Source organism: Salmonella sp. SAL00672, assembly GCF_046552175.1.
Lineage (GTDB): Bacteria > Pseudomonadota > Gammaproteobacteria > Enterobacterales > Enterobacteriaceae > Salmonella > Salmonella enterica.
Map to the genome: position 1 here is coordinate 216,781 of NZ_JBGDUQ010000006.1, position 13,219 is coordinate 229,999.

At 52.7% G+C, this 13,219-nt stretch carries 15 protein-coding genes; 7 read left to right on the forward strand and 8 right to left on the reverse strand.

What is annotated here, in order from left to right; genetic code table 11:
• Positions 1-39 precede the first annotated feature (39 nt).
• From ldcC to tilS, 3 genes are all read left to right on the forward strand, one after another.
• A complete protein-coding gene (ldcC, locus tag ACLJTG_RS16575; RefSeq protein WP_198898325.1) occupies positions 40-2,181 on the forward strand; it encodes a lysine decarboxylase LdcC in 2,142 nt (713 codons plus the stop codon).
• 55 nt (positions 2,182-2,236) lie between these two features.
• Complete coding sequence (locus tag ACLJTG_RS16580) at positions 2,237-2,626, forward strand: VOC family protein (protein ID WP_000901088.1); 390 nt, start codon at positions 2,237-2,239, stop codon at positions 2,624-2,626.
• 62 nt (positions 2,627-2,688) lie between these two features.
• Positions 2,689-3,981 (forward strand): tRNA lysidine(34) synthetase TilS, encoded by a 1,293-nt coding sequence (gene tilS / locus ACLJTG_RS16585; RefSeq protein ID WP_198898326.1) that lies wholly within the window; start codon positions 2,689-2,691, stop codon positions 3,979-3,981.
• Between the two features lie 83 nt (positions 3,982-4,064).
• Here the strand turns inward: tilS and rof are convergent, their stop codons facing one another.
• Both rof and ACLJTG_RS16595 read right to left on the reverse strand, forming a co-directional pair.
• Positions 4,065-4,325, reverse strand: a complete 261-nt coding sequence (gene rof / locus ACLJTG_RS16590; RefSeq protein WP_000062330.1) for a Rho-binding antiterminator — start codon at positions 4,323-4,325, stop codon at positions 4,065-4,067.
• Positions 4,312-4,512: a YaeP family protein gene (locus tag ACLJTG_RS16595; RefSeq protein WP_001518678.1), complete on the reverse strand. Its 201-nt coding sequence runs from the start codon at positions 4,510-4,512 to the stop codon at positions 4,312-4,314. Before ACLJTG_RS16595 ends, rof begins: the two co-directional genes overlap by 14 nt.
• Before the next feature lie 197 nt (positions 4,513-4,709).
• On the opposite strand from ACLJTG_RS16595, the gene ACLJTG_RS16600 reads away from it, so the two are divergent.
• From ACLJTG_RS16600 to nlpE, 3 genes are read left to right on the forward strand one after another with little or no spacing between them, the layout of a single operon-like run.
• Positions 4,710-5,255, forward strand: coding sequence for a YaeQ family protein (locus ACLJTG_RS16600; RefSeq protein WP_023243425.1), 546 nt, complete (start codon positions 4,710-4,712; stop codon positions 5,253-5,255).
• Complete coding sequence (arfB, locus tag ACLJTG_RS16605) at positions 5,252-5,674, forward strand: alternative ribosome rescue aminoacyl-tRNA hydrolase ArfB (protein ID WP_000560527.1); 423 nt, start codon at positions 5,252-5,254, stop codon at positions 5,672-5,674. Before ACLJTG_RS16600 ends, arfB begins: the two co-directional genes overlap by 4 nt.
• A 31-nt stretch (positions 5,675-5,705) precedes the next feature.
• The gene (gene nlpE / locus ACLJTG_RS16610) at positions 5,706-6,407 is read left to right on the forward strand and encodes an envelope stress response activation lipoprotein NlpE (protein ID WP_079835159.1); all 702 of its coding nucleotides are present in this window, start codon (positions 5,706-5,708) and stop codon (positions 6,405-6,407) included.
• Between the two features lie 73 nt (positions 6,408-6,480).
• Here the strand turns inward: nlpE and proS are convergent, their stop codons facing one another.
• From proS to metN, 6 genes are all read right to left on the reverse strand, one after another.
• Positions 6,481-8,199: a proline--tRNA ligase gene (gene proS, locus ACLJTG_RS16615; protein ID WP_001260683.1), complete on the reverse strand. Its 1,719-nt coding sequence runs from the start codon at positions 8,197-8,199 to the stop codon at positions 6,481-6,483.
• Between the two features lie 110 nt (positions 8,200-8,309).
• Positions 8,310-9,017, reverse strand: a complete 708-nt coding sequence (tsaA, locus tag ACLJTG_RS16620) for a tRNA (N6-threonylcarbamoyladenosine(37)-N6)-methyltransferase TrmO (RefSeq protein ID WP_000093986.1) — start codon at positions 9,015-9,017, stop codon at positions 8,310-8,312.
• Positions 9,014-9,418: an Rcs stress response system protein RcsF gene (gene rcsF / locus ACLJTG_RS16625; protein ID WP_001202315.1), complete on the reverse strand. Its 405-nt coding sequence runs from the start codon at positions 9,416-9,418 to the stop codon at positions 9,014-9,016. Before rcsF ends, tsaA begins: the two co-directional genes overlap by 4 nt.
• Positions 9,419-9,536: 118 nt before the next feature.
• The gene (gene metQ / locus ACLJTG_RS16630) at positions 9,537-10,352 is read right to left on the reverse strand and encodes a methionine ABC transporter substrate-binding lipoprotein MetQ (protein WP_000874215.1); all 816 of its coding nucleotides are present in this window, start codon (positions 10,350-10,352) and stop codon (positions 9,537-9,539) included.
• A gap of 38 nt (positions 10,353-10,390) precedes the next feature.
• The gene (locus ACLJTG_RS16635; protein ID WP_001287486.1) at positions 10,391-11,044 is read right to left on the reverse strand and encodes a methionine ABC transporter permease MetI; all 654 of its coding nucleotides are present in this window, start codon (positions 11,042-11,044) and stop codon (positions 10,391-10,393) included.
• Entirely contained in the window at positions 11,037-12,068 is a 1,032-nt protein-coding gene (metN, locus tag ACLJTG_RS16640) for a methionine ABC transporter ATP-binding protein MetN (RefSeq protein WP_000594021.1), read from the reverse strand. Before metN ends, ACLJTG_RS16635 begins: the two co-directional genes overlap by 8 nt.
• 189 nt (positions 12,069-12,257) lie before the next feature.
• Between metN and gmhB the strand changes: the two genes are divergently transcribed.
• Entirely contained in the window at positions 12,258-12,824 is a 567-nt protein-coding gene (gmhB, locus tag ACLJTG_RS16645) for a D-glycero-beta-D-manno-heptose 1,7-bisphosphate 7-phosphatase (RefSeq protein WP_001140158.1), read from the forward strand.
• Positions 12,825-13,219 lie beyond the last annotated feature (395 nt).

Consider the following 13,219-nt stretch of genomic DNA (forward strand, 5'->3'; position numbering starts at 1 on the left):
TTGTTACTATGCTTATCTCAGGTTTTTTCAGGAGAAAGCATGAACATCATCGCCATTATGGGGCCGCACGGGGTTTATTATAAAGATGAACCCATCAAGGAGCTTGAGCGTGCATTACAATCCCTGGGATTTCAAATTATCTGGCCGCAAAATAGCGTTGACTTGTTGAAGTTTATTGAACATAACCCGCGCATCTGCGGCGTTATTTTTGACTGGGATGAATACAGTCTCGACCTTTGTAGCGAAATCAACCAGCTAAATGAATACCTTCCTCTCTACGCCTTTATCAATACCAACTCCACGCTGGACGTTAGCGTTCACGATATGCGCATGGCACTGTGGTTTTTTGAGTATGCATTGGGGCTGGCTGAAGATATCGCGACGCGCATTCATCAATATACAAACGAATATCTCGATAATATTACGCCGCCGTTTACCAAAGCGCTGTTTACCTACGCCAAAGAAGGAAAATATACCTTTTGTACGCCGGGTCATATGGCGGGAACGGCGTATCAGAAAAGCCCGCCAGGCTGTCTGTTTTATGACTTTTTTGGCGGCAATACCTTAAAGGCCGATGTGTCGATTTCGGTGACTGAACTGGGATCGCTGCTGGATCACACCGGGCCGCATCTGGAAGCGGAAGAGTATATCGCCCGTACTTTTGGCGCCGAGCAGAGTTATATGGTGACGAACGGTACGTCGACCTCGAATAAAATTGTCGGTATGTATGCCGCGCCTGCGGGAAGTACGCTACTTATTGATCGCAATTGCCATAAATCGCTGGCGCATTTGCTGATGATGAGCGATGTGGTGCCTCTCTGGTTGAAGCCGACGCGCAATGCGCTCGGTATTCTCGGCGGTATTCCTAAGCGTGAATTTACCCGCGACAGCATTGCGCGTAAGGTGGCGGAAACCGCGCAGGCGCAATGGCCAGTTCATGCGGTTATCACCAATTCTACTTACGATGGTCTGCTGTATAACACTAACTGGATCAAGCAGATGCTGGATGTTCCCTCGATCCATTTTGATTCCGCCTGGGTACCCTATACCCATTTCCATCCGATCTACCAGGGGAAAAGCGGGATGAGCGGCGATCGGGTGCCCGGAAAAGTGATTTTCGAAACGCAATCCACCCATAAAATGCTGGCGGCTTTTTCGCAGGCGTCGCTTATTCATATCAAAGGGGAATATGACGAAGAGACGTTTAACGAAGCGTTTATGATGCACACTTCCACATCGCCGAGCTATCCCATTGTCGCCTCTATCGAGACCGCAGCGGCGATGCTGCGCGGCAATCCAGGGAAAAGATTGATTAATCGTTCGGTGGAGCGGGCGCTCCATTTTCGTAAAGAGGTACAGCGGCTACGTGAAGAGTCCGATAGCTGGTTCTTTGATATCTGGCAGCCGGAAGAGGTTGATGAGGCCGAATGCTGGCCGGTCACGCCGGGAGAAACCTGGCATGGCTTCGCCGATGCCGATGACGATCATATGTTCCTCGATCCGGTTAAGGTGACAATCCTGACGCCGGGGATGGATGAACAGGGCAACATGAGCGAAGAGGGGATACCCGCCGCGCTGGTGGCGAAGTTCCTCGATGAGCGAGGCGTGGTGGTGGAAAAAACCGGGCCGTATAATCTGCTGTTTTTGTTCAGCATAGGGATTGATAAGACCCGTGCGATGGGGCTGCTGCGCGGACTGACGGAATTTAAACGCGCCTACGATCTTAACCTGCGCGTCAAAAATATGTTGCCGAATCTGTATGCGGAAGATCCGGATTTTTACCGCAATATGCGCATTCAGGATCTGGCGCAGGGGATCCATAAACTGATCCGCCAGCACGATCTTCCGGGGCTGATGCTGCGGGCGTTCGAGGTTTTACCGGAGATGATCATGACCCCGCACCAGGCCTGGCAGCGTCAGATCAAAGGCGAGGTGGAAACCGTGGCGCTCGATCAACTGCCAGGGCGCGTTTCCGCGAATATGCTCCTGCCTTATCCGCCAGGCGTTCCGCTGTTGATGCCCGGCGAGAGGATTACGCAACAGAGTCGGGCCGTGCTCGATTTTCTGCTGATGCTCTGCTCGATTGGCCAGCATTATCCCGGTTTTGAAACGGATATTCACGGCGCGAAACGGAATGAAGACGGGGTGTACCAGGTACGAGTCTTAAAACACGCCTGTTAGCTTGCCTGACGGGAATGTGACGAGTAACGTACTGATAATCAATAAAGGAGACGCTATGCTGGGATTAAAACAGGTTCATCACATCGCGATCATTGCGACAGACTATGCGGTGAGCAAGGCGTTTTACTGCGATATTCTGGGGTTCGATCTGTTAAGCGAAGTTTGGCGGGAAGAGCGTGACTCGTGGAAGGGCGATTTGGCGCTAAACGGGCAGTATGTGATTGAGCTTTTCTCTTTTCCCTTCCCTCCGGCGCGTCCAAGCCGACCTGAAGCCTGCGGCCTGCGCCATCTGGCTTTCAGCGTGGAAAATGTGGAAAACGCCGTTGCGCATCTGGAAAAGCATCAGGTTAAGTGCGAACCGATACGCATCGATCCGTATACCGGGAAGCGCTTTACTTTTTTCAACGATCCGGACGGTTTACCGCTTGAGCTGTATGAGCAGTAAGGCTTGTCATTAAGACGCTCGCCAGGTAACGTTGCCGGGCTAAGTCACTATAAGCATGGATCATGACCACTCTCACGTTGAATACCTCGTTACTCTCTTCTTGCCGTATTCTGGCTGCCTTTAGCGGCGGCCTGGATTCTACGGTGCTTCTGCATCAACTGGTGTTGTGGCGAGAACGCCATCCTGACGTTACGCTGCGTGCTATCCATATTCATCACGGTTTAAGCCCTCATGCTGATAGCTGGGTGCGGCATTGCGAAACCGTATGCGAACGCTGGCAGGTTCCGCTGGTAGTGGAGCGGGTGACGCTGGCAGATAATGGCCTGGGTATCGAGGCCCATGCGCGTGAAGCGCGCTACCGGGCGTTCGCACAGACGCTATTGCCTGGCGAAGTGCTGGCAACCGCGCAGCACCTTGACGATCAGTGTGAAACATTCCTGCTGGCGTTAAAGCGCGGCAGCGGTCCGGCCGGACTTTCCGCGATGGGAGAATGCTCGCCTTTTGCCGGAACTCTGCTTCTTCGCCCGCTGTTGAGAGAAACGCGGAAGACGCTGGAACAGTGGGCTGTGCGGCATGGCTTATGCTGGATTGAAGATGAAAGCAATCAGGATGACGCCTACGATCGCAATTTTTTACGCCTGCGCGCGCTTCCGCTCTTACAGCAGCGCTGGCCGCATTTTCCTGCGGCGGTAGCCCGTAGCGCGACGCTCTGCGCCGAGCAAGAAAGGCTGCTGGACGAGCTTCTGGCCAGCGATCTTACGGACTGTATCACGGCGGAGGGAACATTGCGGCTCTCTCCATTAATGTCGATGAGCGATGTGCGGCGGGCGGCGATTTTGCGTCGCTGGCTGGCGATGCGTAATGCGCCGATGCCCTCTCGCGACGCGCTGGAACGTATCTGGCAGGAGGTGGCGCTGGCGCGCGACGATGCCTCTCCCTGTTTACGCTTTGGCGATCACGAGATTCGCCGTTATCAGTCGCAACTGTGGTGGATTAAAACCGTAGCCGGACAACACGAAACGACGGTCGCCTGGCCCGTCTGGCAAACACCGCTGGCGCTGCCTGCCGGCTTAGGGACGGTACAGCTCGCTCCTGGCGGCGAACTGCGCCGACCGCGAGAGGAAGAATCCATCAGCATTCGTTTTAAAGCGCCAGGCGTACTACATATTGTCGGGCGTAACGGCGGACGTAAATTAAAGAAAATCTGGCAGGAGCAGGGGATCCCGCCTTGGCGACGAGACACCACGCCGCTGTTGTTTTACGGCGAAACGCTGATTGCGGCTGCGGGTGTTTTTGTGACGCGTGAGGGAGCAGCAGAAGATAAAGAAGGGGTGAGTCTGGTTTGGCATGCCTGATGGCGCTGCGCTTATCAGGCCTACGTATCGCATGGAACGTAGGCCGGATAAGGTGCTTGCACCACCATCCGGCAACAAAATACTCAGGATTCGCTAACTACCACGGTACCAATTTCCGGGTGGCTGAAACTGGCGATTTTATCGAGACGAAGCTCACAAGACTCGCCGGAAACCTCGGCAAGCAGATATTCTACGTTTTTACGTAAGATCAAATCGTTCGCTTTTGCCTGCAAAACCTCGCCATCTTTTAACGTTAGCGTCAGTATTAAATGATGCATGCAGGCAAGCTCAAGACTATCGTAGTCATCGCAATTAATGGGTTGATACGTTTCATTCATTGACATAATCGCTCACCAGTAAGTTCGCGGCAGCATAAGCTGCCTTTTCCCTGACCGACTCTGAAAGGGCGCTATCTGCCGCCACTTCATTAAGCACTTTCAATACACAACCCAGCGCATCCGGGACATACCCTAAGTCTCCGCTGGCGATTTCCGCATACCGCTTGCGTACTAACTCACAATATTTTTCCACATGCCCTCCTGTCAGCATTCTGACTTAACCGTGGATGCAAGTCTAAGCCTACGAAGTTAAATCTTGTTTAGCAAGGTGACTATACCATACTCATTTGCGCAATATCAGCGCCTGACGCGAGTGGGTAAAAGATTCGTTAACAGCCTTTTAGCGCGGTTTTCGCTACAATGGGCGCCTGATTCGAAAGGAGTTTTCTCATGGCGCTTAAAGCGACAATTTATAAAGCCGTCGTCAATGTGGCTGACCTTGATCGCAACCGGTTTCTGGATGCGGCATTGACGCTGGCGCGTCACCCTTCTGAAACGCAGGAGCGCATGATGCTGCGCCTGTTGGCATGGATAAAATATGCTGATGAGCGGTTGCAGTTTACACGCGGGCTCAGCGCGGAAGATGAGCCGGAGGCCTGGCTGCGTAACGATCATCTGGGCATCGATCTCTGGATAGAGCTGGGGCTGCCGGATGAGCGCCGTATTAAGAAAGCCTGTACTCAGGCAAGCGACGTCGCGCTCTTTGCTTATAACACCCGGGCGGCGCAAATCTGGTGGCAGCAGCATCAAAGCAAGTGCGCGCAGTTCGCTAACCTGTCCGTCTGGTATCTGGATGACGGGCAACTGGCGCAGCTCAGTGAATTTGCCGATCGTACCATGACGCTACAGGCGACGATTCAGGACGGCGCAATCTGGCTTTCTGATGCTCGGAATAATCTGGAAATACAGCTAACCGCCTGGCAACAGCCCTCATGATTGCCATCTCCCGGACGGTCTCCATAGCCGACAATGAGCTGGAAATTACGGCCATTCGCGCGCAGGGCGCAGGTGGTCAGCACGTAAATAAGACCTCTAGCGCGATTCATTTGCGCTTTGACATTCGGGCCTCTGGCCTGCCAGAGTATTATAAACAGCGTTTGCTGACGGCCAGCCACCATCTGATAAGCGATGATGGCGTCATTATCATTAAGGCGCAGGAGTTCCGGAGCCAGGAGCTCAACCGGGAAGCGGCTATCGCCAGGCTGGTTGCCGTCATAAAAGAATTAACCGCGGAGCAGAAAAGCCGTCGCGCAACCCGTCCGACGCGTGCCTCGAAAGAGCGCCGTTTGTCCTCAAAGGCGCAAAAATCTTCTGTAAAGGCGCTTCGCGGCAAAGTTCGTCGTCCACTGGATTGACGGGCAGGAATAGCAATTTCATAAGGATTTTATGGTGAGAACAGCAATATTGTCAGTAGCGGCAGCCTGTACGCTATTTGCATTGATAGGGTGTAATAACCGTGCGGAAGTTGACGCCCTGCAACCTGCGCAGGCGGCGGAATTAAAACCCATGCAGCAAAGCTGGCGCGGCGTGCTGCCCTGTGCGGATTGTGAAGGTATTGAAACGTCACTGTTTCTGGAAAAAGACGGCACATGGGTGATGAACGAGCGCTATCAGGGCGTACGCGAAGAACCTTCCTCTTTTGCGTCATACGGTACCTGGGCGCGGACGGCGGATAAACTGGTGTTAACCGACAGCAATGGCGAGAAATCGTATTATCGCGCGAAGGGCAATGCGCTGGAGATGCTCGACAGAGAAGGCAATCCGGTGGCTTCGCCGCTTAATTATACGCTTGTGCCTGTTACCGCCAGCCTGCCGGTAACGCCAATGCCGTTGCGTGGTATGTATGTATACAGGGCCGATGCGGCGACCTTTACCGATTGTGCGACCGGAAAACGGCTGCCGGTCGCCAGTAACGCCCAGCTTGAGCGCGGCTATTTGACGGCGAAAGGTGAAGCGGAAAAACCGGTGCTGCTGACGGTAGAAGGGCATTTTGTGTTTGCCGCGAACCCGGACACGGGCGAGCCGGTAAAAATGCTAATAGCCGATAAAAATGCGAAGTTTACGCCGGGTAAAGATTGCACCCACTAATAAAAGGCCTCGCAGGGTGCGAGGCCTTTACATATCTGCCGGATGGCGCCGGGCAATCCCAACAAAATGTCGTTTAGCCTTTAATCGCCTTGACCAGATAATCAACGATATCGCCGGTTTTAATCAGCGATTTTTCACCGCTGCGACGGTATTTATACTCAATATCGTCGTTATCCAGGTTGCGATCGCCAATCACGATAGTATGTGGAATACCAATCAGCTCCATATCGGCAAACATCACGCCCGGGCGCTCTTTACGGTCGTCCATCAGCACTTCAATGCCCTGCGCGCGCAATTCGCTGTACAGCTTTTCCGCCAGCTCCTGCACACGGAAGGATTTGTGCATATTCATCGGCAGAATAGCGACCTGGAAAGGCGCAATAGCGTCAGGCCATACAATGCCGCGCTCGTCAAAGTTCTGCTCGATAGCGGCGGCAACGACACGTGTTACGCCGATACCGTAACATCCCATTGTCAGGATCTGGTTACGGCCATCTTCACCCTGAACGGAGGCTTTCAGCGCTTCTGAGTACTTGGTACCTAACTGGAAGATGTGACCCACTTCGATACCGCGTTTGATAAGCAACGTTCCCTGACCGTCCGGACTCGGATCGCCGGCGACTACGTTACGGATGTCGGCAACAACAGGCGTCGCCACATCGCGATCCCAGTTAATACCAAAGTAGTGTTTACCGTCGATGTTGGCGCCAGCGGCAAAATCGCTCATGGCGGCAACGGTGCGATCGATGATGACCGGAATCGGCATATTGACCGGGCCGAGGGAGCCAGGGCCGGCATTAATCACGGCGCGAATCTCTTCTTCGGTAGCGAAGGTCAGCGGGCTGGCAACGTGCGGCAGTTTTTCCGCTTTAACTTCATTCAGTTCATGATCGCCGCGAACCAGCAGAGCCACCAGCGGAGACTTGCTGTCTTTCACCGCTTTCACCAGCAGCGTTTTTACCGTTTTTTCAATTGGCAGGTTGAATTGTTCCACCAGCTCCGCGATGGTTTTGGCATTTGGCGTATCGACCAGAGTCATTTCCTGCGTCGCCGCTGCGCGCGGCGTTTGCGGCGCGATAGCTTCAGCCAGTTCAATGTTAGCCGCGTAATCAGAAACATCAGAGAAAACAATATCGTCTTCGCCGCTTTGCGCCAGCACCTGGAATTCATGCGAGGCGTTGCCGCCGATAGAACCGGTATCGGCCTGTACCGCGCGGAAATCCAGCCCCATACGGCTGAAGATACGGCTATACGCGGCGTACATGGCGTCATAGGTTTCCTGCAACGACTCCTGAGAGGTGTGGAAAGAGTAAGCATCTTTCATCAGGAATTCGCGCGAACGCATCACGCCAAAGCGCGGACGCACTTCATCACGGAATTTGGTCTGGATTTGGAAGAAGTTCAGCGGCAACTGCTTATAAGAGCTGAGTTCATTACGCACCAGATCGGTGATAACTTCTTCGTGGGTCGGGCCGAGTACGAACGGACGCTCGCCACGGTCGACAAAACGCAGCAGTTCCGGACCGTACTGTTCCCAACGACCACTCTCTTGCCACAGGTCGGCTGGCTGAACGACTGGCATCGACACCTCGATAGCACCGGCGTTGTTCATCTCTTCACGCACGATGTTTTCGACTTTTTTCAGGACGCGCAGGCCGGTCGGCAGCCAGGTATATAACCCGGAGGCGAGCTTGCGGATCATCCCGGCGCGCAGCATCAGCTGGTGGCTGATAACCTCGGCGTCGGCAGGTGTCTCCTTCAGAGTGGAGAGCAGGTATTGGCTAGTACGCATGTTGTTACGGTTCCAGTTGAACGATCGAACAGGCTCAATGTGAGCCTGATACAAAAAAAGTGATTTAGTTTACCAGCGTGCAAGAGATGTCAAAAGAGAAGGGCGTGAAATTACCGTGGTTCCAGCGCAAACACTTCAAATCCCGAGTTAACCACACGCCAGCGCACGTTAAAATCATGCAGCCAGACGGCATAGGTTTTGCCCGTCTCTTCACCCTTACGATAAGCCGGGCGAGGATCTTGCGCCAGCACATCGCAAATAAATGTCCGTAGCTGCGGATAACGCCTTTCCAGCGTCGTAAGCTGTTGAGCCACCTCAGCGGTAAAACTCACGGGCATTTCAGCTATCGGCGCCTGTTGCGCATAGCTGGCGGCGGCGTCCGGTAAGGCCTCGGCAAACGGTAAATACGGTTTGATATCCACCACCGGCGTGCCATCCACCAGATCCAGACTGCCTAATTTCAGAATTACGCTCTCTTTCCGGCACTCGATACCTTTTAGCGCAACGAGCGACATGCCAATCGGATTGGGGCGGAACGTGGAGCGCGTGGCAAAAACGCCCATTCTGGCGTTACCGCCAAGACGGGGCGGACGAACTGTTGGCCGCCAGCCGCCGTCCATCGTCTGATGAAAAACGAAAAGTACCCACAAATGGCTGAACGCCTCCAGGCCGCGAACGGCATCGGCCTGGTTGTAAGGCGCTATCAGATGCAGTTCGCCGCAGGCGCTTTTGACCAGACCAGGCTGGCGCGGAACGGCGAATTTTTCTTTATAGGGGGAGCGAATAACGCCGATTTGTTCAAACTGAAAGCTGCTCATTTCGCCGAAATATTCAGGGCGGACCCGATACAAACCGCCTGACGATAGCAGCCTGGCGTGCCGCTGGTAATTTCACAGCTGTGCAGCAGGACGGCGTTGGCTTTCATTTTAGATGCATTAATCTGCATACGCTTGCGCGCAGTTGGAATGTTAGGCGGAGAGTCTTGATTTGTCGCCTGGCAGGATTCGCCGCTAACCTCGCCAAGATCGCGGAAAGGTTTGCCGACTAAGTCTTCAGCATTGGTGTAAATCCTGACGGGAGCGGCACGCGGCGCTTTAGGTTTCTCCGGCTCCGCTTTTGGCGGGGTTGCGGTGCTTTGAACGGGTTCAACAGGGGATCTGCTTAGCATGGAACAACCGCCCAGCATGAGTGCCAATAAACAGATCGGTAAAGCACGCATAATATTTCCTCAATGAATGTTCTAATTGCCAGATATTGAATCAGGAGCTTGCATAAATGACAAGACGGGCAATAGCCCGTCCTGAATAATATTACAGATTGTGGAATCAGCCTAAAACTTACCAGCCTTTCACCGCACCGCCATTAAAAACTTTATTTGCGGCTTCGTACACTTCATCAGACTGATAAGCCTGAACGAATTTTTTCACATTCTCGGCGTCTTTGTTATCTTCACGCGTTACGATCAGGTTAACGTACGGAGAATCTTTATCTTCAACGAAGATACCGTCTTTCGCTGGCGTCAGGCCAATCTGGCTGGCGTATGTCGTATTGATGACTGCTAACGCGATCTGCGCGTCATCCAGCGAACGCGGCAACTGCGGCGCTTCCAGCTCAACAATTTTCAGATTTTTCGGGTTTTCGACGATATCCAGCGAGGTAGGAAGCAGACCAACGCCGTCTTTCAGTTTAATCAGCCCTACTTTTTGCAGCAGCAACAGGGAACGACCAAGGTTGGTCGGGTCGTTAGGCACAGCGACCTGGGAACCGTCCTTGAGCTCATCCAGGGATTTGATTTTTTTGGAATATCCTGCAATGGGATAGACAAAAGTCTTACCAACAGAAACCAGTTTGTAGCCGCGATCTTTGATTTGCTGATCCAGATACGGTTTGTGCTGGAAGGCATTGGCATCGATATCGCCTTTGCTCAGCGCTTCATTAGGCAGAACATAATCATTAAAGGTCACCAATTCCACGTCCAGGCCGTATTTTTCTTTCGCGACTTTCTGCGCGACTTCGGCAACTTGCTGCTCTGCGCCAACGATTACGCCGACTTTAATATGATTCGGATCTTTTTCATCCTGACCGCAACCCGCAAGTGCCAGAGAACCAATCAGAGCACCCACTGCCGCAAAGGTTTTGAATTTGAACGCCATGCTTATTTCCTTAATGAGTATTTGTGTTGTGTTTAACGTTACTTATGCGTGACAGCCCTGACGATGCGATCGCCGGATAACTGAATTAAATAAACCAGAACGACAAGTAATACCAGCACCGTATTCATCACGGTAGCATTGTATCCAATATAACCGTACTGATAGCCGATTTGACCGAGGCCGCCTGCGCCGACAGCGCCGCCCATTGCGGAGTAACCGACCAGGGTGATCAGTGTAATGGTTGCCGCATTCACCAGACCAGGCAGCGCTTCCGGTAAAAGGATTTTACGTACAATTTGCAGCGGCGTGGCGCCCATCGCTCGCGAGGCTTCAATCAGCCCGGCAGGGATCTCTAACAACGCATTTTCCACCATACGGGCGATAAAAGGCGCGGCGCCGACGGTCAGCGGTACAATCGCGGCCTGCAAACCAATGGAGGTGCCGACAATTATTCGGGTAAAAGGAATCATCCACACCAGCAGGATGATAAAGGGAATTGAGCGGAAAATATTGACCACCGCAGAGAGGGAGCGATACAGCCTGGCGTTCTCCATAATCTGCCCCGGGCGCGTAACATACAGCAATACGCCAACCGGCAGGCCAATCACGAAACCGAAGAAACCGGAGACAAAGGTCATCGCCAACGTTTCCCAAACGCCACGAACCAGTAACCACATCATTGCCTCAGACATAACCCAGTACCTCTACTTTCACATGGTGATCCTGCAGCCAGGCAATTGCGGCTTGCGTCTCTTCTTGTGTGCCGTGCATTTCCGTTAGCATAATGCCGAACTTCACACCGCCCGCGTAATCCATCTGCGCGCTGATAATATTATTGTTCACGTTGAAACGACGCGCGGTTTCAGAAAGCAGCGGGGCATCCACAGACTGTCCGGTGAATTCCATGCGCAGCATCGGCACGCTGTCAGTTTCCGGCGACGCTTTCAAACGCGCCTGGTAATCTTCCGGAATGTCCAGGTGCAGAGTGGACTGAATAAACTTCTGCGCCAGCGGCGTTTTAGGATGCGAGAAGACTTCGCTGACCGTATCCTGCTCAATAAGCTCGCCATTACTGATGACGGCAACGCAGTCGCAGATACGTTTTACGACATCCATTTCATGAGTGATAAGCAGAATCGTCAACCCCAGACGACGGTTGATATCTTTCAGCAATTCCAGAATCGAACGGGTCGTCGCGGGATCAAGCGCGCTGGTGGCTTCATCGCACAGCAACACTTTTGGATTACTGGCTAACGCGCGGGCAATCGCGACACGCTGTTTCTGACCGCCGGAAAGATTTGCCGGATAGCTGTCGTGCTTGTCGCCAAGACCGACTAAATCCAGCAGCTCTGTGACACGGCGTTTGATCTCTTCCTTTGGTGTGTTATCCAGTTCCAGCGGCAACGCGACGTTGCCAAACACGGTACGGGAAGAGAGCAGGTTAAAATGTTGGAAAATCATGCCGATTTGACGGCGAGCTTTGGTCAACTCAGACTCTGAAAGCGTTGTTAGCTCCTGACCGCCGACCTGAACGCTACCTTCGGTTGGGCGTTCAAGTAAGTTAACGCAGCGGATAAGCGTACTTTTACCGGCGCCGGAGGCGCCAATGACGCCATAAATCTGCCCGGCAGGAACGTGCAGGCTGACATTATTTAGCGCCTGAATGGTGCGCGTCCCCTGCTGGAACACTTTGGTAATATTCGAAAGTTTAATCATTGATTCTTTATTATCGTAATGAAATGAGCGGAGGCATTTTCGTCTGCCTAATACGGTCAACGCCGTCAACAGAATGGATGTTAAGGCATCCAGACGTCTAAATCAATCAGGCTTTATACGATGAGCACTTTCTTGCCTGCTGAAACATGCGATACTAGCGCCACTTGCTTTACTCAGGAGCTATAAAAGGTGGCAAAGTCTGTACCCGCAATTTTTCTCGACCGTGACGGCACCATTAATGTGGATCACGGCTACGTACATGAAATCGATGCATTTGAGTTTATAGACGGCGTTATTGACGCGATGCGCGAGCTAAAAAAAATGGGCTATGCGCTGGTGGTGGTGACGAACCAGTCCGGAATCGCGCGCGGCAAATTCACTGAGGCGCAGTTTGAAACGTTAACCGAATGGATGGACTGGTCGTTGGCGGATCGCGATGTTGATTTGGACGGCATCTATTATTGTCCTCACCATCCGCAGGGCAGTATAGAAGAGTTCCGTCAGGTATGTGATTGCCGCAAGCCGCATCCAGGAATGCTTATCTCGGCGCGTGATTTCCTGCATATCGATATGGCGGCTTCTTATATGGTGGGAGACAAGCTGGAAGATATGCAGGCGGCTGCGGCGGCAAATGTCGGGACAAAAGTGCTGGTGCGTACGGGCAAACCGGTCACGGCAGAAGCAGAAAACGCGGCGGACTGGGTGTTAAACAGCCTTGCCGATCTGCCATCGGCGATAAAAAAGCAGCAAAAATAAGCGTTATGGATAAAAGATGAGCGGTTAAAACAAAAATGCATTTTTCCGCTTGTCTTCCTGAACCGACTCCCTATAATGCGCCTCCATCGACACGGCGGATGTGAATCACTTCACACAAACAGCCGGTCGGTTGAAGAGAAAAATCCTGAAATTCAGGGTTGACTCTGAAAGAGGAAAGCGTAATATACGCCACCTCGCGACGGTGAGCTGAAAGCCGCGTCGCACCTGCTCTTTAACAATTTATCAGACAATCTGTGTGGGCACTCGAAGATACGGATTCTTAACGTCCTCGGACGAAAAATGAATACCAAGTCTCAAGAGTGAACACGTAATTCATTACGAAGTTTAATTCACGAGCATCAAACTTTTAAATTGAAGAGTTTGATCATGGCTCA